Origin of the sequence: Kitasatospora phosalacinea, from assembly GCF_000716545.1 — a bacterium.
GTDB lineage: Bacteria > Actinomycetota > Actinomycetes > Streptomycetales > Streptomycetaceae > Kitasatospora > Kitasatospora phosalacinea.
In genome coordinates this window covers 1-22,489 of sequence record NZ_JNWZ01000081.1, presented here as the reverse complement: position 1 = coordinate 22,489, position 22,489 = coordinate 1, and the positions used below count along the sequence as shown (strand labels likewise).

15 protein-coding genes and 1 riboswitch are annotated in these 22,489 nt (G+C 74.8%); of the genes, 8 read left to right on the top strand and 7 right to left on the bottom strand.

The genetic code is table 11. From position 1 onward, the window contains the following. Positions 1 to 24: 24 nt before the first annotated feature. On the bottom strand, positions 25 to 1,179 hold the full coding sequence (locus OO48_RS29700) for an FAD-dependent oxidoreductase (RefSeq protein WP_033221883.1): 1,155 nt from the start codon (positions 1,177 to 1,179) through the stop codon (positions 25 to 27). 143 nt (positions 1,180 to 1,322) lie between these two features. On the opposite strand from OO48_RS29700, the gene OO48_RS29695 reads away from it, so the two are divergent. After that, positions 1,323 to 1,940, top strand: a complete 618-nt coding sequence (locus OO48_RS29695; RefSeq protein WP_033221881.1) for a TetR/AcrR family transcriptional regulator — start codon at positions 1,323 to 1,325, stop codon at positions 1,938 to 1,940. Between the two features lie 67 nt (positions 1,941 to 2,007). On the opposite strand, the gene OO48_RS29690 is transcribed toward OO48_RS29695, so the two are convergent. Next, complete coding sequence (locus OO48_RS29690) at positions 2,008 to 3,201, bottom strand: aminotransferase class V-fold PLP-dependent enzyme (RefSeq protein WP_033221880.1); 1,194 nt, start codon at positions 3,199 to 3,201, stop codon at positions 2,008 to 2,010. 223 nt (positions 3,202 to 3,424) lie between these two features. Here OO48_RS29690 and OO48_RS29685 point away from each other — a divergent pair, with 223 nt between their 5' ends. Both OO48_RS29685 and OO48_RS29680 read left to right on the top strand, forming a co-directional pair. Next, a complete protein-coding gene (locus tag OO48_RS29685; protein ID WP_081952479.1) occupies positions 3,425 to 4,687 on the top strand; it encodes a sensor histidine kinase in 1,263 nt (420 codons plus the stop codon). Continuing rightward, entirely contained in the window at positions 4,675 to 5,325 is a 651-nt protein-coding gene (locus OO48_RS29680) for a response regulator (RefSeq protein ID WP_033221875.1), read from the top strand. Before OO48_RS29685 ends, OO48_RS29680 begins: the two co-directional genes overlap by 13 nt. A gap of 278 nt (positions 5,326 to 5,603) precedes the next feature. On the opposite strand, the gene OO48_RS29670 is transcribed toward OO48_RS29680, so the two are convergent. The 3 genes from OO48_RS29670 to OO48_RS29660 form a co-directional block, all read right to left on the bottom strand. Then, complete coding sequence (locus OO48_RS29670; protein ID WP_209439562.1) at positions 5,604 to 5,957, bottom strand: VOC family protein; 354 nt, start codon at positions 5,955 to 5,957, stop codon at positions 5,604 to 5,606. Between the two features lie 116 nt (positions 5,958 to 6,073). After that, complete coding sequence (locus OO48_RS29665; protein ID WP_033221871.1) at positions 6,074 to 7,237, bottom strand: phosphoribosylaminoimidazolecarboxamide formyltransferase; 1,164 nt, start codon at positions 7,235 to 7,237, stop codon at positions 6,074 to 6,076. Positions 7,238 to 7,274: 37 nt separating this feature from the next. Further along, positions 7,275 to 7,364, bottom strand: a riboswitch (ZMP/ZTP riboswitch). An 86-nt stretch (positions 7,365 to 7,450) separates the two neighbouring features. Continuing rightward, on the bottom strand, positions 7,451 to 8,029 hold the full coding sequence (locus tag OO48_RS29660; protein ID WP_051733098.1) for a TetR/AcrR family transcriptional regulator: 579 nt from the start codon (positions 8,027 to 8,029) through the stop codon (positions 7,451 to 7,453). Between the two features lie 113 nt (positions 8,030 to 8,142). Between OO48_RS29660 and OO48_RS29655 the strand changes: the two genes are divergently transcribed. From OO48_RS29655 to OO48_RS29645, 3 genes are all read left to right on the top strand, one after another. After that, a complete protein-coding gene (locus OO48_RS29655) occupies positions 8,143 to 9,153 on the top strand; it encodes an NADP-dependent oxidoreductase (RefSeq protein ID WP_209439561.1) in 1,011 nt (336 codons plus the stop codon). 289 nt (positions 9,154 to 9,442) lie between these two features. After that, positions 9,443 to 11,665: an MMPL family transporter gene (locus tag OO48_RS29650; protein ID WP_033221870.1), complete on the top strand. Its 2,223-nt coding sequence runs from the start codon at positions 9,443 to 9,445 to the stop codon at positions 11,663 to 11,665. A gap of 203 nt (positions 11,666 to 11,868) precedes the next feature. After that, positions 11,869 to 13,323, top strand: a complete 1,455-nt coding sequence (locus OO48_RS29645; RefSeq protein ID WP_033221869.1) for an amidase — start codon at positions 11,869 to 11,871, stop codon at positions 13,321 to 13,323. An 86-nt stretch (positions 13,324 to 13,409) separates the two neighbouring features. On the opposite strand, the gene OO48_RS29640 is transcribed toward OO48_RS29645, so the two are convergent. Continuing rightward, complete coding sequence (locus tag OO48_RS29640) at positions 13,410 to 15,431, bottom strand: sigma-70 family RNA polymerase sigma factor (protein WP_033221867.1); 2,022 nt, start codon at positions 15,429 to 15,431, stop codon at positions 13,410 to 13,412. Positions 15,432 to 16,138: 707 nt separating this feature from the next. Here OO48_RS29640 and OO48_RS29635 point away from each other — a divergent pair. Together OO48_RS29635 and OO48_RS29630 are read left to right on the top strand one after the other, a co-directional pair. Next, entirely contained in the window at positions 16,139 to 17,764 is a 1,626-nt protein-coding gene (locus OO48_RS29635) for an ABC-F family ATP-binding cassette domain-containing protein (protein WP_033221865.1), read from the top strand. Then, positions 17,761 to 19,386, top strand: a complete 1,626-nt coding sequence (locus OO48_RS29630; RefSeq protein WP_033221863.1) for an ABC-F family ATP-binding cassette domain-containing protein — start codon at positions 17,761 to 17,763, stop codon at positions 19,384 to 19,386. Before OO48_RS29635 ends, OO48_RS29630 begins: the two co-directional genes overlap by 4 nt. Before the next feature lie 76 nt (positions 19,387 to 19,462). Here OO48_RS29630 and OO48_RS29625 read toward each other — a convergent pair whose 3' ends face one another. Then, positions 19,463 to 22,039 (bottom strand): discoidin domain-containing protein, encoded by a 2,577-nt coding sequence (locus tag OO48_RS29625; protein WP_033221894.1) that lies wholly within the window; start codon positions 22,037 to 22,039, stop codon positions 19,463 to 19,465. Positions 22,040 to 22,489: the final 450 nt, after the last annotated feature.

Sequence of the window (22,489 nt, the reverse complement as noted above, 5' to 3'; positions counted from 1 at the left end):
ACCCGGCCCCGCCCCGCTCCCGGCTCATTCCGGCAGCGCGCCCGGCCGGTACTCGTACAGCCAGTCCGTGCCCCGGGTGTACATCCGGGTGAACACCAGCGGCATCACCGCGTTCCGGACCAGGGCGGACAGCGGCCCGGCGGTCTTGGCGTCCCGGTTGGCGGCCGCCGCGCGGGCGAGCTTCCCGGCCCGGGCGGAACGCTCCCGGTCGAACGCGGCCAGCGCGGCGGGCAGGTCGGGCGCGGCGGCCCGGCCGGACGCGGCGCGCAGGGCCCGGGCCAGGGCGACCGCGTCCTCGAGCGCCATGGACGCGCCCTGCCCGGCACCCACCGGGTGCGCCGCGTCGCCGACCAGCACGTGCCGGCCGTCCTGCCGGCGCGGTACCGGCGGCAGGACGTGGAACAGCGTCGCCGCGTCGATCCGCTCGGTCGCGCCGAGGATCCGCCGGGGCACCCGCTCGGCCGCGAACAGTTCGGCCAACTCCTGGGCGTCCAGCCTGATCCGGTCCGGCGCGACGGGGGCGGCGAGCTGCGCGGACCACCACACCGTGCCGTCCGGCGCGGGCAGGTGCGCGAACGCGCCGCGCCGCCCGAAGGTCATGTTGAACGTCCGCCCCGGGCCCGCCTCCGGCACTCCGCGGGCGATGCCGGCGACTCCGTACAGGCCCGCGTACGAGGGCTGCGGCCCGTCCGGGTCGAGCATCCGCCGGACGGTCGAGCGCAGCCCGTCCGCGCCGATCACCAGGTCGGCCCCGGCCACCGCCCCGTCCGCCGGCCCCGCCCCCGCTCCTCCCGGCTCGGCCAGCCGCTCGCCGACCACGATCCGCGCCCCGAGCCGCACCGCCTCCGCCCGCAGCGCCGCCACCAGGTCGGCCCGCATCAGCGTGACGCTGCGCAGCGGGTCGTCCGCCGTCCGGCCGCGCGGGACGTCGCCCAGCCGCTTGCCGCGCCCCGACCACATCAGCTGCCGGTCGACCTCGAAGCCCGCCGCCCGCACGGCGTCCAGGCAGCCCAGCGACTCCAGCGCCCGCAGGCCGTTGACGGCCAGGCTCAGGAACGCCCCGACCGGGCCGGCCGGGTCCGGGTACGCCTCGTAGACCGTCACCTGGGCGCCGATCCTGCGCAGCGCGATCGCGCTCGCCGCACCGGCCACTCCCCCGCCGATCACTACCGCTTCCATGTGTCCACCCCTCACTGAATCCTTGTTCAATGAATTCTGATTCACTGAACTGGGCGTCAGTATGATGTCCGCACGAGCGGCGGGTCAAGGCCCGACCGCGACGGGCCGGAACGGGCAGGGCGAGGCGGAGGAGGCCGGACGCGATGGGCGTGCGCAAGGTGCAGGCGGCGGAGACCAGGGCGGCGCTCCTGGAGGCCGCCCGGCAGCAGTTCGTCGAACGCGGGTACCTCAATACGAAGATCACCGACATCACCGCGGCCGCCGGCCGGGCCACCGGCTCGTTCTACGCGCACTTCGCCGACAAGGACGAACTGCTGCGCGCCCTGCTCGACGACGTCCGGACGCAGGCCCGCGAGCAGGTCGTCGCCGAGGTCCACCCGCGCGACCACGACCTCAGCGACCGGGCCCAACTGCGCGCCCACCTCGGCGCGTCCTGGCAGGCGATGCGCGACCACCTCCCGGTCACCATCGCCGTGTTCGAGTCGATCGTCGCCGCGGGCCCCCGCTCCGGCCGGGCCTGGCAACGCCTCACCGCGGACACCGACGTCCTGCGCGACCACCTCGACTACCTGCGCGAGCGGGGCCACCCGCTGCCCGGTGACCCCGCCCTGCTCGCCCCCGCGATGGGCGCGATGCTCTCCCTGCTCTCCTACGCCCTGCTCACCACCGAACGGCCCGCGCACGAGGACGCCGAGGTGCTCGACACGCTCGCCGACCTCCTCCTGCACGGCCTCGCCGGCCGCCCCCCGCACGCCCCCTGACCGCACGCCCCCGACCGCTCACCCCCGGGCCGTGCCCACGCCCCGGGCCGTGCTCGCCCCCGGCCGTTCACCCTCCGGCCGGTGCGGGCGCGGGCACCGCCCCGGCCAGCAGGTCGAGTTCGGCCTCGGTGTTGTAGTAGTGCGGCGAGGCCCGGACGACCGCGTCCAGGCCCCGGTCGTCGAAGTCCCAGCGGGCGTACTCGGCGAGGGAGACCGAGACGTTGATCCCCTTGTCGCGCAGGGCGCGGGCGACGTCCCGGCTGTCGTGCCCCTCGACGGTGAAGGTCACGATGGCGCACTGCCGCGCGCCCCGGTCGTGGACCCGCACCCCGGGCAGCGCCCGCAGCCGGTCGCGCAGGGCGGCGCCCAGCCGGGCCGTCCGCTCCCCGATCGCGTCGAGTCCCACGGCGAGCGCGTAGTCGACGGCGGTGCCGAGACCGATCCGGGCCGCGTAGCCGGCCTCCCAGCTCTCGAACCGGCGGGCGTCGGCCCGCACCCGGTAGTCGTCCGCCGAAGTCCAGGTGGCGGCGTGCAGGTCGACGAACGGGGGCTCCAGGTGCTCGCGGATCCGCGGCGAGCAGTACAGGAAGCCGGTGCCGCGCGGACCGCGCAGGAACTTGCGGCCGGGCGCGGTGAGCAGGTCGCAGCCGATCTCGCCGACGTCCAGCGGCAGTTGGCCGACCGACTGGCAGGCGTCCAGCAGGTAGACGGCGCCGGCCTCCCGCGCCACCCGGCCGATCTCGGCGACCGGGTTGACCAGCCCGCCCTGGGTCGGCACGTGGGGCGCGGCGATCAGCCTGACCCGCTCGTCGACCATCGCGCGCAGCGCCTCGACGTCCAACTGCCCGTCCGCGTCGTCGGGGACGGTCTCCACCCGCACCCCGTGCCGGCGGGCCGTCTGCAGGAAGGCCAGCGCGTTGCTCGCGTACTCGGCCCGGGCCGTCAGGATCCGGTCGCCCGCCGCCCAGGGCAGCGCGTAGAACGCCATGTCCCAGGCCCTGGTGGCGTTCTCCACCAGCGCGATGTCCTCCCGCCCGGCCCCCACCAGCCGGGCCAGCGAGTCGTACACCCCCTCGATCCGCCCGGCCGCCTCCGCCGCCGCCTCGTACCCCCCGATCTCCTCCTCCAGCCGCAGGTGCCCCACCACCGCCTCGACCACCGCCCTGGGCTGCAACGCGGCCCCCGCGTTGTTCAGGTGCACCACCCGCCCGACCCCCGCGGTCTCCCGCCGCACCCGCTCCACGTCGATCCCCGTCACCATCACCGGCTCCCTCCGACACCACTGCGGTCGAGAACGCCATACCCCACCGGGCCGCCGCCGCACCGGGCCGCCACCACTGCGGCCGCCACCACTGCGGCCGCCACCACTGCGGCCGCCACCACTGCGGCCGGCCTCCTCGACCAGGGTGGTGCTGGGTTCACCACGAAGTCGGGTGCGGGCTTCATGGTGCGCCCTCGCGGCGGTGTCCTACCGTCGAGTCGTGATGATTCGCCCCGGGCTGAAGCGCCCGGCACTCCGAGCCCGGCGGGTGCGGCGCGACGCCGGCTTCCTGGCCGCCGGTGTCCTGCCGCACCTGGCCCTGGTGCCGGTGTGGTCCTGGGCCGCGACGTCCACCGCCAGGACGGGGCACTGGAAACCGTCCCTCCAGGTGGCGGCCGTCCTGATCGTGCTCGGCGCCCCGCTGCTGACGGCCGTCCAACGGGTCCGTCACCGCGCCCTGCTCGGGGTGGACGTGGCGCCCGCGGCGCCCGTCCCCGAGCCGTGGTCGTGGGCGGTGGCGGCCCGGTGGCTGTGCCGCCGGCTGTCTTCGGCGCAGACCTGGCGCCGGGTCGGCTACCACCTGCTGCTCGGCCCGTTGCTGGCCGCCGGGGAGCTGCTGGTGCTGGCCGCCGCCGTCGCGGGCCTGGCCGGCGCCACCGCCTACGGCTGGGCCTGGGCGGTGCCCACGCAGGGCCGCCGGGGCTGGCTCGGGTACGCGACGCAACTGCCGTGCTACACGCTGGCCGGGCTGCTCCTGCTGGCCGTCCTGCCCTGGGTGGCGGGCGCGGCCACCCGGGGCGAGTCGCGCGCGGCCGCGGCCCTGCTCGGTCCCAGCCGCTCCCAGCGGCTCCAGCAGCGGGTCGAGCACCTGGCGGAGAGCCGCACCGGCCTGATCGAGGCGGTCGACGCCGAACGACGCCGAATAGAAAGGGACTTGCACGACGGCACCCAGCAACGGCTGGTCTCGCTCGCCGTCAACCTCGGCCTGGTCCTGGCCACCAACCCCGACCTGCCCGACGGGGCCCGCGCGGCGGTCGCCGAAGCACACCTGGAGGCCAAGCACGCCATCGCCGAACTCAACGACCTGGTGAGGGGCTTGCACCCCGCCGTGCTGGAGGACCGCGGGCTGGACGCGGCACTGTCCGGCCTGGCCGCCCGGCTCCCCCTGCCGGTGCGTCTGCGGGTCGACCTCGACGAGCGGGTGCCGCCCGGCGTGGAGTCGGTGGCCTACTTCGTGGTCTCCGAGGCCCTGGCCAACGTGACCAAGCACGCCGGGGCGACGCGCACCGAGGTGACGGTCAGACAGGTCGGTTCGGTGCTGCGGGTGAACGTCACGGACGACGGGCTCGGCGGCGCCGACCCCTCCACCGGGACGGGGCTGAGCGGGCTGGCCAGACGGGTCGGCTCGGTCGACGGCTCCTTCCACGTCAGCAGCCCCGTGGGCGGGCCCACCACCGTGACCGCGGAGCTGCCGTGCGCGCGGTGATCGCCGAGGACTCGGTGCTGCTCCGGGTCGGCCTGGTCAAGGTGCTGGAGATGGGCGGCTTCCAGGTCGTCGCCGAAGTCGGCGACGCACCGGCCCTGTTGGCGGCGGTCGAGCAGCACCGGCCCGAACTCGCCCTGGTCGACGTCCGGATGCCGCCCGCCTTCACCGACGAGGGGGTGCGCGCCGCCCTGGAGATCCGCCGCGGACGGCCGGGGACGGCGGTGGTGCTGCTGTCCCAGTACGTCGAGGAGCGCTACGCGGCCGACCTGCTGTCCGCCGACACCAGCGGCGTCGGCTACCTGCTCAAACAGCGCGTCGCCGACATCACGGAGTTCGTGGAGACGGTCCGCCGGGTCGCCGGGGGCGGTACCGCGCTGGACCCGCAGGTCGTCGCCCAACTGCTGCTGCGCCGCAGCAGCGACCCACTGGAACGGCTGACCCCGCGCGAACGGGACGTCCTGGCCCTGATGGCCGAGGGGCACTCCAACACCGGTATCGCGGAGGCCCTGACGATCGGTGAGAGCGCGGTCGCCAAGCACATCAACAACATCTTCGCCAAGCTCGACCTCCCGGTCGCCGACAGCGGCCACCGCCGCGTCCTGGCCGTGCTGCGCTTCCTCAGCACGGCCCGGGCCTGAACGTCCCCGTCCTGTCCGAAGTCCTGCCGGTGCTGGACGGGTTGGCGCGGCGGCTGGCTGCGGGCGACCACCTGGTGGTGCACTGCCGGGCCGGGATCGGCCGCTCCTCGCTGCTGGCGGCCGCCGTCCTGGTCCGCTCCGGCGCGGACCCGGACGACAGCTGGGCCCGGATCGCCCGGGCCCGCGGCCTGGCCGTACCGGACACTCCCGAACAGCGCGCCTGGACCGGCCTGCTCCCCCCGCGGGACGCCCTGACGCGCCGGCACCCCCGGCCCCGTTCAGCTGTTCCGCTCGCCCAGGACGCAGAATTCGTTGCCCTCCGGGTCCAGGAGGGTCACCCAGTGCTGCTCGTCCTGCCCGGTGTCGGCCCGCCGGGCACCGAGGGAGAGCAGCCGGGCGACCTCGGCCTCCTGGTCGTCGGGGCGGAAGTCGGGGTGGAGCCGGTTCTTCGCGGTCTTGCCCTCGGGGACGGGCACGAAGAGCAGCCCCGGCATCCGGTCCGGTTCGGGCCGGATCTCGATGATCTCCTCGGTTTCGTCGACCACCACCCAGCCGAGGGCCTCGGCCCACCAACGCCCGAGGGTGACGGGGTCGGAGGAATCGACGATGATCTGTTCCCATTCGAGTGCCATGGGCGTGAGCACAGACAACGCCGTCCGGCTGCCGGGGACGGGGACGACCGCCCTCGACCGCAGGTCAGGCGCCGTCCGTCCGGTCGATCCCGGTGTGCGGAGGGCCTCTCGGCGGGTCAGTGGTGGAACAGCCGCAGCCCGGTGTGCACCAGCGTGATGCCGTGCTCGGCGCAGGCCGCCTCGACCTCGGCGGAGCGCAGCGAGCCGCCGGGTTCGGCGATCGCGGTGACGCCGTGGCGGCGGGCGTGGTCGACGTTGTCGCGGAACGGCAGGTAGCCGTCGGAGACGAACGCGACGCCGTCCAGCCCGGCCGCCCAGCGGGCCCGCTCGTCGGCGCCGAGTTCGTCGGGGACGTCGCCGCCGTGCAGGGCGGCGGCGAAGCGGGTGCGCTCGTCGGGGGTCAGGTCGCCCTCCAGGTAGCGGATCTGCCAGTTGATCCGGTCCTGGCGGCGGACCTCGGGGCGGAAGTCGAGGGCCCGGACGGCGGGGTGGCGGCGCAGCCACCAGGTGTCCGTCTTGGCACCGGCCAGCCGGGTGCAGTCGACCCGGGACTGCTGGCCCGCGCCGATGCCGAGGGCGGCGCCGTCGCGCAGGTAGCAGACCGAGTTGGACTGGGTGCGGCGCAGTACGACGAGTCCGAGCAGCAGGTCGTCCGCGGCGGCGGGGGTGAGCGTGCCGACCCGGACGTCGGTGAGCAGGTCGGCGGTGAGCGGGGTGGTGTCGACGTCCTGGACCAGGCGCAGGCCGTGCACCTCGCGGGTCTCGACGGTGGGCGGGGTGTGGCCGGGGTCCGCCTCCAGGACGAGGTAGCGGCCGTTCTTCTTCCGGGCCAGCACGTCGAGCACGCCGGGTGCGTAGCCGGGCGCGACGACGCCGTCGGAGACCACCCGGGCGAGCAGGTCGGCGAGTTCGAGGTCGACCTCGTGCGAGACGGCGACGAAGTCGCCGTAGGAGGACTTCGGGTCGGCGTCGCGGGCCCGCAGGTAGGCGGAGGCGAGCGGGCCGACGGCGGCCGGGTCGAGGGCGTACGGCTCGGCGGTGGCCGGGTCGACCGGTCCGGCGAGGGCGGCGCCGGCCGGGGAGACGTGCTTGAAGGAGGCGGCGGCGGGGCGTCCGAACAGGGCGGCGGCCTCGCTGACGAGTTGCCAGGCGTTCAGCGCGTCCAGCAGGTTGACGTACGAGGGATGTCCGTTGAGCAGGCGCAGCGGCAGGTCGGTGCCGGGCGGCGGCTCGATCCGGGCGCGGGTGTTCTGCGGGTTGGTTCCGTACCGAAGGTCCATGGTGGTGGCCCCCTCCGTGAAGTCGCGTGTCGGCTTCGGAGGACACCCAGGCGGACGGTGCCGGTCCCGTGCTGTGCGGTGCCGCTCCCCGGTGGTGCTCCACCTCTCGCCAGTCGCGACGGCGCCGATGCTAGCAGCGCCCGCCGGGAGCCGGACACCGCCCGACGGGCGCCGCGCACCGCCCGCCGGTTCACGGACCCGCCCGCGGCGGCGTCAGTGGAGCTGCTCGCCGCCGTCGCGGTCCGCGCGTCCGGGCAGGATCGCGCTCGCGACCACGGTGAAGAGGTGGTCGGCGAGCGGGGCGAACGAGCCCTGGTCGCCGAGCCACGCGAGGGCCGCGATGAGGGCGAACAGTTCCGTGCCGTCGAGATCGGCCCGGGCCGCGCCCCCGGCCTGGGCGCGGACGAGGAGCCGGGTGCCCGCCGCGCGCATGGTGACGCACGAGGCGTGGAGCGCGGAACCGGTGTCCTCGATGGCGGCCGCCATCAGTTCGGTGACGCCCCGGTACTCGCGTGCGACCGTGACGCAGTCGCGCAGCCACGTGACGAGGGCGTCCTCGGGCGAGTCCGACGCTTCGAGTTCGCCCGCCCGCGCCGCCAGGGCGTCGAAGCCCTCCCGGAGCAGGGCGTCGAGCAGCGCCTCCCGGGTCGGGAAGTGGCGGTAGAGCGTGGGCAGGGCGACGTCGGCCCTCCGGGCGATGTCGCGCAGGGAGGCGTCGGCGCCCTGCTCGGCGACGGCGACGCGCGCGACGGCGAGCAGGTGGTCGCGGTTCTTCCTGGCGTCGGCTCGCAAGGGCCCTCCTTTGACAGGCGTAGCAGTGCTACGTATATTCGTACCACTGCTACGGATATACGTAGCGGTGCTACGCCTAGCCTATCCCGCCTGCGGGAAGAGGGAGAACCTCCATGTCCCCCCACACGATGAGGGCGATCCGGCTGCACGAGTTCGGCGGCCCCGAGGTGCTGCGCTACGACGAGGTGCCAGTCCCCCGGCCGCAGCCGGGCGAGGTGCTCGTCCGGGTCCACGCCGTCGGCCTCAACCCCCCGGACTGGTACCTGCGCGACGGGATGCCCGGCATTCCCCCCGAGCTGAGGCCGCCGGTGAGCCTTCCCGCCGTTCCGGGGTCGGACGTGTCGGGCGTCGTCGCGGCGGTCGCGGCGGACGTGGCGGACTTCTCCGTCGGCGACGAGGTCTTCGGCCTGCTCCGCTTCCCGAGCTTCGACGGCCGCGCGTACGCCGAGTACGTGACGGCGCCCGCCGCCGACCTCGCGCGCAAGCCCGCCGGCGTCGACCACGCGCACGCCGCGGGGGTGGCCATGTCGGGGCTCACCGCCTGGCAGCACCTGGTGGAACTCGGGCACGACCACCCGAACCCCCTCCAGCGGGCGCAGCACCGCCCCGTGCCGCTGGGCGCCGGGACGACGGTGCTGGTCAACGGCGCGGCCGGCGGTGTCGGTCACCTGGGGCTGCAGATCGCCAAGTGGAAGGGCGCGCGCGTCATCGCGGTCGCCTCGGGCGCGCACGAGCGGTTCCTGCGCGAGCTCGGCGCCGACGAGTTCGTCGACTACACCAGGACCCGGCCCGAGGACGCCGTCCGCGACGTCGACCTGGTGCTCGACACCGTCGGCGGCCCCGGGAGCGGTCGCTTCCTGCGGACGCTCAGGCGCGGCGGCGCGCTGTACAACGTCTTCCTCGCCGCGTACGACCCGGCGGAGGTCGCGCGGCTGGGCGTCACGACCTCGGGCACCCAGGTGCGTTCGAACGGCCGGCAGCTCGAAGAGCTCGGCCGCCTGCTCGACACGGGCGCGCTCCGCGTCGCCGTCGACAGCACCTTCCCGCTCGCGGACGCCCGGAAGGCGCACGAACGAGCCGCCCGCGGACACCTCCGGGGGAAGATCGTGCTCACCGCGGTGTGAGGCGGTCCGCTCGCTCGTGAACGCCGCAACGAGAACAACGAGAGCAACGAGAGCAACGAGAGCAACGAGAAGCGGATCCCCCGCGGCGACACGGGAACCTCGATGACGACGGTCGAGGCGGTCGACCGGGCCCTCGCCGCACGACGGGCCCGGCGTTCCGGCCCGGGCGGCGGCGTTCGAGTGGGTTCGGCCGTGTCGCGGGCGAGTGGGCCGGGGCGGGCGGCGGGGGCGCGGCTACCGTCGGAGTCCGGTCACCGGGTGCGGGTGACGCCACGCCCCGGGAGGGTCGATGCCTTCGTCCGACACCGCGTCAGGGTCAGCGCCGGGCCGGGGGCGTGGCCTGCTGTGGCGGCTGGGGACGTGGTGCGCCAGGCGCCCGGTGGTGGTGCTCGTGGGCTGGCTGCTGGTGCTGGTGGGGGTGCAGGTCGCGGACCACGCGGTGGGCGGCGCCTACTCGGACGACTTCTCGGTGCCGGGCTCGCAGGCGCAGGACGGCGCGGACGTGCTGGCCGCGCACGAGCCCGCGATCGGCGGGACGAGCGCGCAGGTGGTGCTGCACGACGGGCAGCCGCTGACGCAGTTCCAGGCGCAGGTGGACCAGGCGGTGACGTCCCTGCAGCACCTGCCGCACGTGCTGTCGGCGCAGGACCCGCTGCCGCCGCAGGGACAGGCCCCGCAGCCGGGCGGGCCGCTGTCCGCGGACGGGCTGACGGCGTACGTCACGGTGCGCTTCGACGGCGTGCTGGCGACGTTCGGCGACGACTACCTCGGCCAGGTGGACGCGGCGGTGGCGCCGCTGCGGCAGGCGGGCGTGCAGGTCGAGTACGGGGGCCCGCTGGGCGAGTTGGCGCGCCCGGCGCCGAGCGACCGGGTGAGCGAGCTGATCGGGTTCGGGGTCGCGGTGGTGGTGCTGCTGCTCGGCTTCGGCAGCGTGATCGCGGCGGGGCTGCCGCTGGTCAGCGCGCTGCTGGCGGTGGTGGCGGGTCTGGGGCTGCTGGGTCTGCTGGCGGCGCTGACGACGTTCGCGACGGTCGCGCCGACGCTGGCGACGATGATCGGGCTGGGCGTGGGCATCGACTACGCGCTGTTCCTGCTGACCCGGCACCGGCAGAACCTGATGGACGGCGCCGACCCGGTCGCGGCGGCCGGGCACGCGGTGGCGACCAGCGGCCGGGCGGTGCTGATCTCCGGCTGCACGGTGGTGGTCGCGCTGGCGGGCCTGTCGGTGTCGGGCATCTCGTTCATGGCGAAGCTCGGCCTGGCGGCGGGCGTCACGGTGGTGACGGCGGTGTGCGGCGCGCTGACGCTGCTGCCCGCGCTGCTGGGCGTGATCGGCCGCCGGATGGACCGCTTCGCCGTCCGCACCCCCGTCGCCGAGGGCGCCGCCGACGAGGCGGCGAACGGCCTGTGGCACCGGTACGCGCGGCGGGTCGAGCACCGCCCGTGGCGGTACCTGGCGGCGGGCCTGGTGACGGTGCTGGTGCTGGCGGTGCCGCTGCCGTCGATCCGGCTCGGGCACATCGGGGACGGCGCGGACCCCACCTCGTTCACCGACCGGCGGGCCTTCGACCTGATGTCGGCGGCGTTCGGCCCGGGCTCCAACGGCCCGTTGACGGCGGTGGTCGACCAGACCTCGGTGCCCGCCGCCGACCGCCCGGCGCTGGCCTCCGCCGTCCAGCGGGCGCTGACCGGCGTGCCGGGCACGACCGGTACGACGCCCCCGCTGCAGACCAGTTCGGACGGCGACGTCCTGTTCACCACCGTCACGCCCGCGCAGGCCCCGCAGGACCAGGAGACCACCGACCTGGTCGGCCACCTCTCCGACACCGTCCTGCCGGACGCGGTCGAGGGCACCGCCGCCACCACCTACGTCACCGGCACCACCGCCGCCCAGGTCGACTTCCTGGACCTGGTGGCGAGCCGGCTGCTGCTGATCATCGCGGTGGTGGTGGCGCTGGCCTTCCTGATCATCCTGCTGGTGTTCCGGGCCCCGCTGGTCGCGCTGAAGGCCGCCGTGCTGAACCTGGTGTCGATCGCCGCCTCGTACGGGGTGCTGGTCGCGGTCTTCCAGTGGGGCTGGGGCGGGCCGGTGCTCGGCGTGTCGGGCAAGGTCCCGATCGAGAGCTACGTCCCGATGATGATGTTCGCGATCGTCTTCGGCCTGAGCATGGACTACGAGGTGTTCCTGCTCTCCCGCGTCCACGAACGCTGGCGCCGCACCGGTGACAGCCGCGGCGCGGTCGCGCACGCCCTGGAGACCACCGCCCGGGTGATCGGCTGCGCGGCCCTGATCATGGTCAGCGTGTTCGCGGCGTTCATCGTCAGCGACAACGTGGTGATCAAGATGATGGGCCTGGGCCTGGCCGTCAGCGTCCTGATCGACGCCACCATTGTGCGCCTGCTGATGGTCCCCTCCGCGATGACCCTGCTCGGCCCGGCCGCCTGGTGGACCCCGCGCTGGATGTCCCGCCTGCTGCCGGACATCGACGCCGAGGGACTCGGGAACGGGTGACCCCGCCGACCGCAGGCGGGAACGGGCGTCGGCTCCGGGCGGCGGCCGCCATCATCCGCTCCAGGCGGCTGACGTCCCGTTCGAAGCCGAACTCCCGCAGCACGGTGGTCCAGCGGCTGTCGGCGGCGGGTCGATGGGTCGTCAACCCACTTGCCCGACAAAGTGTTTCGTGCCCCATCCGAACGGCGCGTACGGTCCTGCCCATGGAGAAATGGACCTATGCGACGGCCGGGGAACTCACGACGGCCCTGCGGGCCGGGGACGTCACCTCGGTGGAGTTGACCGAGGGCGCGATCGCCCGGATCGAGCAGGAGGACAGAGCGGTCAACGCGGTCTGCGCGCCGGACTTCGAGCGGGCCAGGGAGGCCGCGCGGGAGGCCGACCTGGCGTTGGCGCGCGGGGAGGAACGGCCGCTGCTCGGCATCCCGCTGACGGTCAAGGAGTCGTACAACGTGGCCGGGCTGCCCACCACCTGGGGCATGCCGCAGTTCCGGAACCACGTGGCGACCGAGGACGCGCTGCAGGTGGCCCGGGTCAGGGCGGCCGGGGCGGTCGTGCTCGGCAAGACCAACGTGCCGCTGGGGCTGCGGGACATCCAGACCTACAACGAGATCCACGGCACCACCAACAACCCGTGGGACCACGGCCGCACCAGCGGCGGCTCCTCCGGCGGATCGGCCGCCGCGCTGGCCGCCGGGTACGGCCCGCTGTCGCTGGGCACCGACATCGCCGGCTCGCTGCGCACCCCCGCCCACTTCTGCGGCGTGTACGCGCACAAGCCGACCCTGCACCTGCTGCCCACCCGGGGCATGGTGCCGCCGAACGCCCCCGCGCTGCCCGCCGACATCGACCTCGCGGTGGTCGGCCCGATGGCCCGCTCGGCCGGCGACCTGGCGCTGCTGTTCGACGTGATGACCGGCCCCGACCCGCTGACCCTGGGCCTGGCCCACACCACCGCGCTGCCGCCCGCCCGGCACGAGCGGTTGGACGGCTTCCGGGTGCTGGTCCTGGACGAGCACCCGCTGATCCCGACCGGCGCCGACGTCCGCGCGGGCATCGCCCGGGTCGCCGACGCGCTCGCCGACGGCGGCGCCCGGGTGGAGCGCCGCAGCCCGCTGCTGCCCGACCTCGCCGACGCCGCCCGGATCTACCCGCTGCTGATGTTCTCCGCCCTCGCCGCCGGCTTCCCCGCCGAGCTGTACGAGCAGGTGCGGGAACTCGCGGGGCGGTTGAGCGACGACGACCACAGCCTGTCGGCCGCCCGGCTGCGCGGCATCACGCTCACCCACCGCGAGTGGCTGGCCGCCGACCACCGCCGCGAACTGCACCGCCGCGACTGGCGCGGGTTCTTCGCCGAGTTCGACGCCGTCGTCGCCCCGATCACCCCCACCGCCGCCTTCCCGCACCAGCAGGACCCCGACCTGCTGGGCCGCCGGTTCACCGTGGACGGCACCACCTTCCCCTACTTCGACCAGCTGGCCTGGGCCGGCGTGGCCACCATGCCGGGCCTGCCCGCCACCGCCGTCCCCACCGGCCTCTCCGCCGAGGGCCTCCCGGTCGGCGTCCAGCTGATCGGCCCGATGTACGAGGACCACACCCCGCTGCGCCTGGCCGAGCTGCTGGAGGAGCGGCTCGGCGGCTTCCGCGCGCCCCGCTGACCCACCCCGTACGGGCCCGCCCGCCGATCACCCCCACGGTCGGCGGGCGGTGGTCGGCGGGCGGTCGGCGGACAGCCGACGGACGGTCAGCGGGCGGCCTGGTAGGCGCGTCCGGCGGCGGTGGCGGTGGTGCCGTCGGTGAACAGGCCGCTGCTGGGCTTCGCCGGGTCCGCGCCGAGGCCGAACCAGGCGTAGCGCTGGAGGTAGGGCAGCGCGTCGAGCGCCCCGGTGGAGGCGGTGACGAAGGCGGCCTGCTGGCCGGCGGTCGGGAAGCGGGTGCCCCGGGAGAAGTCGATCAGGGCGTACTCGGTGAGCCAGATCGGCTTGTGGTAGCGCTGGTGCACCGCCTCCAGGTAGGAGGTCAGCTGCTGGACGGCCTGCGGGGTGCGGAAGTCGCCGCCGTACCAGTGCAGTGCGATGAAGTCGACCCGGTAGCCCTTGGCGGCGGCGCCGGACATGAAGCGGTCCAGCCAGCCGCCTGGCGTGTCGGCCCCGTACGCCACCGCCGGGCTGCCCAGCGTCCGCCCGGCCTGCATCAGCTTCGGCCACAGCTCCAGCGCCTGGTCGACCGTCATGTTCGACTGGGCGGCCATGTCGGGTTCGTTGAACCCGAGCAGGTAGGGGCCGTTGGCGCGGGCCTGGGCGAGCGCGCTGTCGGTGACGGAGGACGCGCCCCAGATCATCGGAACGAAGGACGCCGACGCGGGCGTGGTGATGCCGGGGTGCTGGGGCGCCCAGGTGTAGTACCAGCCGGCCCCGGAGGCGGCCAGCGCCTGGCTGACGCCGTCGAAGGACCACACGCCGACGCCCTTGCGTTCGGACGTGGCGATCCCGGCCGACGGCGCGGCGGCGGTACCGGCGGCCGGCTTGGCCGAGGTGGCGGCGGACGGCGCGGGAGGGACCGAGGCGGACGCGGACGCCGAAGCCGACGCCGACGCCGACGGCGACGGGGAGGCCGTGGGCGAGGGCTGCTCGGGGAGCGCCGGGGCCGCCGCGTCGGCGGCGGTGGTGGGCAGCACGGCGGCGGCGCTCGCGGACGGCGCGCCCGCGGCCGCCGGGGTGTCGTGCCACCCGGGCGTCAGCTCGGCCCCGACCAGGACGGCGACCGCCGCCAGCGCCACCGCCGCACCGCCGAGCACCGGCTTGGGGAGGGTGGGGCGCGAACGCCGGTGCCCGGCCCGCCCGCGCACCCGGTGCCCGCCCCGCCCCGGCCCCGCGCCCGGTACCGATCCCTGCCCCGGTACCGGTCCCTGCCCCGGTACCGGTCCCTGCCCCGGCCCCGCCCCCGGGCCCGCCGCGGTGAGCGCGCCGAGGATCCGGGCCGGGTCGAGGCTCGGCGGGACGGCCAGCAGCGGCAGGCCGTACAGCAACCGTTCGGCGGGGAGCAGCCCGTGCCGGGTGTCGGCGCAGCGTTCGCAGTCGCGCACGTGCCGGGCCAGGCGCTTGCGCCACAGCGGGGCGGGGACGCCGTCCCAGTCGGCCGCGGCGGCGTCCAGGGCGGGGCAGCGCGGGTCGGCGGCCAGGGCGCGCACCACCAGGCGGGAGAGGTCGAGTTGCTTCTTCATCCGGCCGGTGCGGACGGCGGCGTGGCCGGAGCTGAGGCCCAGCGCGGAGACCAGGTCGGCCTGTTCGAGTTCGCCGGTCTCCTTGAGCCACCACAGGGCGAGCAGTTCGCGGTCGTCGGGGTCGAGCCAGCGGGTGGCCTCGGCGGTCTCGCGGCGCTGTTCGGTGAGGCCCAGGCGCAGGATGGTCAGGCCGGCGAAGTCGAGTGCGGGGTCGGGTATCGCCTCGGCGTCCTCCAGGCGGGCGGAGCGGTCGAGGGCGGCGGCCCGGTCCTGCTGGCGGTTGCGGACCTGCCGGACGGCGATGGCCACCAGCCAGGAGCGGAAGGCGGTGGGGTCCCGCAGGTCGGACAGCCCTCGCACCGCGCGCAACAGCGTCTCCTGTACGACGTCGTCGGTGTCGGCGTGGCCGTTCAGGGCCCGGCCGACGATGTTGTAGACCAGCGGCAGGCTCTGGGCCACCAGCTCTTCCAGTGCGCGCCGGTCGCCGGCGCGCGCCGCCGTCACCGTCCCGGCGTCGGGTCCGCTGCGTCTGGGGTGCGGCATGGGTGCGTTCCTCCACGTGGGTGCGGGCGGCGTTCTCCGTCCACGGAGACCGTCCGCGGGGGTGCCCGCCAACAGAAACTTCCGGCCCGTGGCGGGATTTCTGTTGGCGGGCGCGTCCGGCGGGGTCTCCGGTACGCACGCACGCACCACCGGGGAGCGGGAGGAGGAGGCACAGCATGGCACGAGGACGCCGCCGTCCCGGTACGGGGTCGGCCGCCGGCCGTCGCGCCCGCTCCCCCGGCTGAGCCCGGCGGCCGGGTGGCCCCCACCACCCGTCCGCCTCCGTCCCCGTCGGCCCGGGCGCCGCCCCGGCGCCCCCACCCGGCCCGGCGGGGCACCGCCGGGCACCGCGCCCCTCCCCCTGCACCGGGCGCGGTGCCCGGCCCTTCGCGCGCTCCCGCCCCCTCGGCCCGAACCCGCCCCGCCGGTGCGTCCGGTGGTCGTGTCGGGCGGCCTGTTACAGTCGGAAACGGCGCAACGGGTGCGCAACGCGGGGCACCGGCGGGTGCGCACGCGAGGTACGGAAGAGGGACAGCTGTGGCGGGTGACGACGACATCTCCGGGTGAGACCCGGTCCTGACGGCCACCGGTCGGCGCGCAGGAGCGCCGCGGGAGTGGTCCGTTTCGTCGTCCCCTTTTCCACTTCCCTTCCGGGCAGCGGCAGTTCACCATTCCCCCGCTGCCCTCGCACCGTTCGAGGTCTCACCGTGTCCGACGTCGCCGTCGTCTGCTCCCACCTGTCCTTCTCCTGGCCGGACGACACTCCGGTCTTCCACGACCTGTCGTTCAGCGTGCCGCCGGGCCGCACCGGCCTGGTCGCGCCGAACGGCTCCGGCAAGTCGACCCTGCTGCGGCTGATCGCCGGTGAACTCAAGCCCAGCGCCGGGTCGTTGACCGTCTCCGGCACGCTCGGGTACCTGCCGCAGACGCTGCCGCTGGCGGCGGACCTGACGGTCGCGCGGGTGCTGGGCGTCGACGCGGTGATCCGGGCGCTGGACGCCGTCGAGTCGGGCGACGTCGCGGAGGAGCACTTCGCGGTGATCGGCGACGACTGGGACGTCGAGGAGCGCACCCGCGCCCAGCTCGACCGGCTGGGCCTGGGCGGCCTGGCGCTGGACCGCCGGCTGGGCACGCTCAGCGGCGGCCAGGTGGTCTCGCTCGGCCTGGCGGCCCAACTGCTGCGCCGCCCGAGCGTGTTGCTGCTGGACGAGCCGACCAACAACCTGGACCTCGCCGCCCGGCACCGGTTGTACGACGTCCTCACCGAGTTCCGCGGCTCCCTCCTGCTGGTCAGCCACGACCGCGCGCTGCTGGACCGGATGGACCGGATCGCCGAGCTGGACGGCGGTGAACTGCGGCTGTACGGCGGCGACTTCACCGCGTACCAGGAGGCGGTGCGGGCCGAGCGGGAGGTCGCGGAGCGCAACGTCCGCAGTGCCGAGCAGCGCCTGAAGCGGGAGAAGCGGGAGCTGCAGCAGGCCCGGGAGCGGGCCGAGCGGCGGGCGGGCAACGCGGCGCGGAACCTGAAGAGCGCCGGCCTGCCGAAGATCTTCGCGGGCACCATGAAGCGCGGCGCGCAGGAGTCCGCGGGCCGCTCCGGCCAGGTGCACGCGGCGCGGGTGGACGAGGCGCGGGCCAGGCTGGACGAGGCGGGTCGGGCGGTGCGCGAGGAGCAGCGGCTGAGTCTGGAGCTGCCGGACACCCAGGTGCCGGCGGGGCGGACGCTGTTCCACGGCGCGGGCCTGCGGGCCGAGTTGGGCGGTGCGGAGGTGTTCGGGCCGGACGGGGTGGACCTGATCGTTCGGGGCCCGGAGCGGATCGCGCTGACCGGGCCGAACGGCGCCGGGAAGACCACCTTGATGCGGCTGGTCAGTGGTGATCTGCCGCCGCTGGGCGGGGAGTTGCGGCGCGGCGAGGGCCGGGTGGCATACCTGTCGCAGCGCCTGGACCTGCTGGACGACGGCCTGTCGGTGGCGGAGAACTTCGCCCGGTTCGCGCCGGAGCGGCCGGAGGCGGAGCGGATGAACCTGCTGGCCCGGTTCCTGTTCCGGGGCGCGGGGGCGCACCTGCCGGTGCGGGTGCTGTCGGGCGGCGAGCGCCTGCGGGCGACGCTGGCGTGCGTGCTGTGCGCGGAGCCCGCGCCGCGGTTGCTGCTGCTGGACGAGCCGACCAACAACCTGGACCTGGTGGGTGTGGGCCAGTTGGAGAGCGCGTTGAACGCGTACCGGGGCGCGTTCGTGGTGGTCAGCCACGACGAGCGGTTCCTGGCGGGCATCGGGGTGGGGCGCCGGCTGCTGCTGGCGGACGGCCGGTTGACGGAGGTGGCGGCGTGACGGCGCTGGTGGCACGGGACGTGGTCCGCGTCCTGGGTGGCCGCCGGGTGCTGGACGGCCTGTCGCTGACGGCCGCGCCGGGCCGCCGGATCGGCCTGATCGGCGAGAACGGCTGCGGCAAGTCCACCCTGCTGCGGGTGCTGGCCGGGGTCGACGAGCCCGATGCCGGGAGCGTCACCCGGCCCGCCGATCTCGGTTTCCTGCACCAGGAGTTGCCGTTCGACGCCGCCGCGACGATCTCCTCGGTGCTGGACGAGGCGCTGCGCGAGGCCCGTACGGACCTCGCCGAACTGGAGCGCCTGGGTGCCGAGCTGGCCGCCTCGCCCGAGCGGCACCCTGCCCTGCCCGGCCTGTTGGAGGAGTACGGGCGGCGGCTGGAGCTGGCCGAGGAGCGCGGTTCCTGGGACGCCGACCGCCGGGCCGCCCTGGTGCTGGACGGCCTGGGCCTGTCCGGTCTCGGGCCGGAGCGCACCCTCGGTTCGCTCTCCGGCGGCCAGCGCGGCCGGCTGGCGCTGGCGGCGCTGCTGGTGCGCCGGCCGTCGGCGGTGCTGCTGGACGAGCCGACCAACCACCTGGACGACGCCGCGGCCGCCTTCCTGGAGGCCCAACTGCCGTCGCTGCCGGGCGCGGTGGTGCTCGCCAGCCACGACCGGGCGTTCCTGGAGGCGGTCTGCACCGACCTGGTCGACCTGGACCCGTCGGCGGACGGGCCGGTGCGGTTCGGCGGCGGCTACCTCTCCTACCTGTCCGCGAAGCGGGCCGCCCGGAGCCGCTGGGAGCGCCAGTACGCCGAGGAGCAGCAGGAGTCGGAGCGGCTGCGGCACTCGGCGGGGGTGACCGCGCACCGGGTGGCCCCGGACCGGGGGCGCACCGACAACGAGAAGATGGGGTACGGGCACCGGGCGGGCCGGGTGCAGCAGCAGGTCTCCCGCCGGGTGCGCGACGCGTCCCGGCGGCTGGCGGAGCTGGAGCGGGCGCGGGTCGCCGAGCCGCCCGTCCCGCTGCGTTTCGCCCCGCCCGCGCTGGTGGCGGGCGCGGAAGAAGGGGAGACCGGCCCGCTGCTCGCCCTGCGGCGCGTCGGCGTCCCCGGCCGGCTGCCCCCGGTCTCGCTGGAACTGGCCGACGGGGAGCGGCTGTTGGTGACCGGCGGGAACGGGACGGGCAAGTCGACGCTGCTCGCGGTGCTGGCCGGTCGCCCTGCGGCGGGCGGGGTGGTGCACCGGCGGCCCGGCCTGACGGTGGGCCTGCTGGCCCAGGACACCGTGTTCGCGCGCCCGGACCGCACCGCCCGCGCCACCTACGCGCTGGCGCTGGGCCCGGAGCGGGCGGAGCGGGTGCCGCTGGTGGCGCTGGGCCTGCTGGCGGCGGCGGACCTGGACCGCCCGGTCGGCGCCCTGTCGGTGGGCCAGCGCCGCCGGCTGGCGCTGGCCCTGCTGGTGGCGCGCCCGCCCCGGCTCCTGCTGCTGGACGAGCCGACCAACCACCTCTCGCCGCTGCTGTGCGACGAGTTGGAGGAGGCGATCGGCGCGGGCGGCCCGGGGGCGGTGGTGGTGGCGGGGCACGACCGCTGGCTGCGCCGCCGCTGGCGGGGCCGGGAGCTGGCGCTGGGCGCCCGGCCCTGAAACGGCGGCGGCCACCGTCCCCCGGCCCGGGGACGGTGGCCGCCTGCGTGTCAGGTCCTGCCCTGGCTACCCGCCGTTACGGGTAGGAGACCAGGTTGGAGGGGACGGTCCCGGTGCCGGAGGTGCCGGCGCCGGTGTTGTTGACCACGTGCAGGAACTGGCCGTTTCCGCCGAGCGAGTTGACCAGGACGTCGTGCAGCTTGACGCCCGCGGTGTCCGGGACCTCGAAGCCGTGGTCCATCACGATGGTCGGGTCGACGTTGAAGTAGCAGTAGCTGCCCAGGCCCCAGCCCTCGTGGGTGGTGACGTTGCTCTCGACCTTGTAGGCGGCGTAGCCCTTGGTGGTGCCGTTCTGGATCGCGGCCTGGTTGGGGGCGTCGTAGGCCTTCTCGTTCTGGAAGAAGATCGTCCGGCCGCCGTTGCCCTTCCACCACACGTCGTACTTGTTGAAGTGCTCGACGAACAGGCCGGTGGCGAGGACGTCGTTGCCGCCGACGACGAAGCCGTAGTCGGAACGGTTGCTGTCCCAGCCGACGCCCGCGCCGTGGTCGGCGCGCCAGATCCAGGTGTGGTCGACGACGGTGTTGTTGCTGTTGATCACCATGCCGTTGGTGGCCTTGCCGGCGGTGACGCCGCCGACCCGGACGAAGACGTCCTGGATGACGATCGGGTCGGCCGCGTGGCCGGCGCCGGGGGTGGCGTTGCCGACCTGCAGCAGGGCCGGGGAGTTGACGGTGCCGGCGTCCAGCAGCAGGCCGGAGACCTTGACGCCGTCGACGTCGGCGACCTTGACCGCGGTCACCCCGTTGTCCGGGATGACGGTGGCGAGGCCGAGGCCGAGCACCACGGTGTCCGGGCGGGTGATGTTGATGGACTGGTCGACGTGGTAGACGCCGGGGGTGAAGAGCAGGTTGAGGCCCTGCGCGAGCGCCTGGTTGATGCTCGCGGCGGTGGCGCCGGCCTTGACCACGTAGAACTGGCTGAGCGGCAGCGAGCTGCCCTGCGGGGTGCCGCTGCCCCAGGAGGTGCCGCGGGCGTTGGTGCGCTTGGCGGGCACGAACACCTTGTAGTCGTTGCCGTCCAGGTACAGGAACGGCTTCTCCTGCGAGACCGGCGTGGTGTCGAGCGTGGTGTACGGCGGGTTCGGGAAGCCCTGGGCCGGGGCGCCCTGGACGCCGGAGAAGGTCTGGTTCCACACGCCGTTGGAGAACCCGCCGATGGAGCTGTCGCGGGTGTACCACTGCTGCTGCGAGTAGTTGCCGACCTGGCCGTCGATCTTCGAGTCGGCGATGTAGCCGCCCGAGGCCCAGCCGTAGCCGTTCGGGGCGAGGTTGAGGCCGCCCTCGACGTGCATCCGGCGGAACGGCGCGGCCTGCGAGACGGCCCAGCGGTCGGTGCCGCTGACCGGCTTGAGGTGCAGGTTCTCGGCGGATCGCCAGAAGTTCTGGGTGGCGTTGCCGTTGAACCAGCCCGCGTCGACGGTGACGTCGCCGTTGAAGGTGGTGTCGTCCGGGTTCAGGCCCAGGCCCGCGATCGAGGTGTAGAAGCCGATCTGGGCGTTGATGTTGTTGTACGTGCCCGGCTTGAACAGCAGCGCGTAGCGGTCGGTGCCGAACTGGTTCGACTCCTGCTTGGCGAAGACGGAGTCGACGGTGGCCTGGATGTTCGGCGTGGACGGGTCGAAGACCAGCACGTTCGGGCCGAGGTCGCCGCCGCCCTGCACCGGCGGGGTGGTGGAGCCGCCGCCACCGGTGTGCACGCCCATCTCCCACAGCGAGTAGCCGTAGGTGGTGGCGCGCTGGGTGCCGTACATCCGGACGTAGCGGCCGGAACCGGAGACGTTGAGCGTCTCGGTGCCGCCGGCGCCGGTGGTGGTGGAGTAGATCGTGGCCCAGGTGGTGCCGTCGCTGGACGCCTGGATCTGGTACGCCTTGCCGTAGGCGGCCTCCCACTTGAGGTCGACCTTGCACAGCTGCTGCACCGAGCCGAGGTCGACCTGCAGCCACTGCGGGTCGGCGGCGGCCGAGGCCCAGCGGGTACCGGTGTTGCCGTCCACGGCGGAGGACGCCGGGGTGCCGCCGTTCTCGGTGGAGGACGCGGTGGCGGCCTTGCCCTGCGCGGCGTTGTCGGTGGAGCAGGTGGAACCCGAGGGGGTGGACGGGTTGCCGGTGGGGGTGCCGCCCAGGGTGCCGAAGACCTGGAACTCCCAGAGGGAGTAGCCGTATCCGGTGCCGCGGGTGATGCCGTTCATCCGGACGTAGCGGCCGGAGCCGGAGACGGTCAGGACCTCGGTGCCGCCGGCGCCGGTGGTGGTGGAGTAGACCGTCGTCCAGGTGGTCCCGTCGTTGGACGTCTGGATCTGGTACGCCTTGCCGTAGGCGGCCTCCCAGTTCAGCTGGACCTTGCTGATGCCGGCGACGGCGCCCAGGTCGACCTGCAGCCACTGCTGGTCGGAGGCCGCCGAGGACCAGCGGGTGCCGAGGTCGCCGTCGACGGCGGCGGTGGCCGGGGTGCCACCGTTCTCGGCGGACGAGGCGGTGACCGTCTTGCCCTGGGAGATCAGCGAGTCCGCGGCCTGCGCGGTGCCCGGGATCGTCATGACAGCACCCGCGACCAGGGCCGCGGCGGCGAGTACGGCAGGCATCCGGCGCATGGGGGCGCCGGAAGGGGGAGGGGCGAGCCGCATGGCTCCTCCTGTGAGCAGTGGGGTGGGGTGGGGTGGGGGTGGGAAACGCTGGAGAGCGCTCTCCTGGCGGAGTGTCGGGGCAGGAGACACCGGGCGTCAAGCCGTACGTGGGGACGACTTGAAACCTCGGCTTCACCTGGAGGAAACGCCGCCGCATCAGGTTAGTTCATGGCGAGAGAAAAGTAGAGCCCCTGACGCCGACATCTCAATTTCCCTGGATCGCCCTGGGAGAGCGCTCTCCCAACAGGCCGTCGGCGCGGACCTCGACACGCACCCGGGAGGCGGGCCGGAGACAGCCGGCCCGCTCCTTCACCCCTACCCACCGACCGCCGACCGCCAACGGCCCACCCGCACCCGGGCGCGGCCTCCTCAACAACCGCCACCCGGAGGGGAGTTCACCCGCCCCCGCTCCCGCCC

Bases quoted from the DNA above. Each gene is read 5' to 3' on its own strand.
- OO48_RS29700 (WP_033221883.1), bottom strand. From the start codon at position 1,179: ATGGAAGCGGTAGTGATCGGCGGGGGAGTGGCCGGTGCGGCGAGCGCG.
- OO48_RS29695 (WP_033221881.1), top strand. From the start codon at position 1,323: ATGGGCGTGCGCAAGGTGCAGGCGGCGGAGACCAGGGCGGCGCTCCTG.
- OO48_RS29690 (WP_033221880.1), bottom strand. From the start codon at position 3,201: ATGGTGACGGGGATCGACGTGGAGCGGGTGCGGCGGGAGACCGCGGGG.
- OO48_RS29685 (WP_081952479.1), top strand. From the start codon at position 3,425: ATGATTCGCCCCGGGCTGAAGCGCCCGGCACTCCGAGCCCGGCGGGTG.
- OO48_RS29670 (WP_209439562.1), bottom strand. From the start codon at position 5,957: ATGGCACTCGAATGGGAACAGATCATCGTCGATTCCTCCGACCCCGTC.
- OO48_RS29665 (WP_033221871.1), bottom strand. From the start codon at position 7,237: ATGGACCTTCGGTACGGAACCAACCCGCAGAACACCCGCGCCCGGATC.
- OO48_RS29655 (WP_209439561.1), top strand. From the start codon at position 8,143: ATGTCCCCCCACACGATGAGGGCGATCCGGCTGCACGAGTTCGGCGGC.
- OO48_RS29650 (WP_033221870.1), top strand. From the start codon at position 9,443: ATGCCTTCGTCCGACACCGCGTCAGGGTCAGCGCCGGGCCGGGGGCGT.
- OO48_RS29645 (WP_033221869.1), top strand. From the start codon at position 11,869: ATGGAGAAATGGACCTATGCGACGGCCGGGGAACTCACGACGGCCCTG.
- OO48_RS29640 (WP_033221867.1), bottom strand. From the start codon at position 15,431: ATGCCGCACCCCAGACGCAGCGGACCCGACGCCGGGACGGTGACGGCG.
- OO48_RS29625 (WP_033221894.1), bottom strand. From the start codon at position 22,039: ATGCGCCGGATGCCTGCCGTACTCGCCGCCGCGGCCCTGGTCGCGGGT.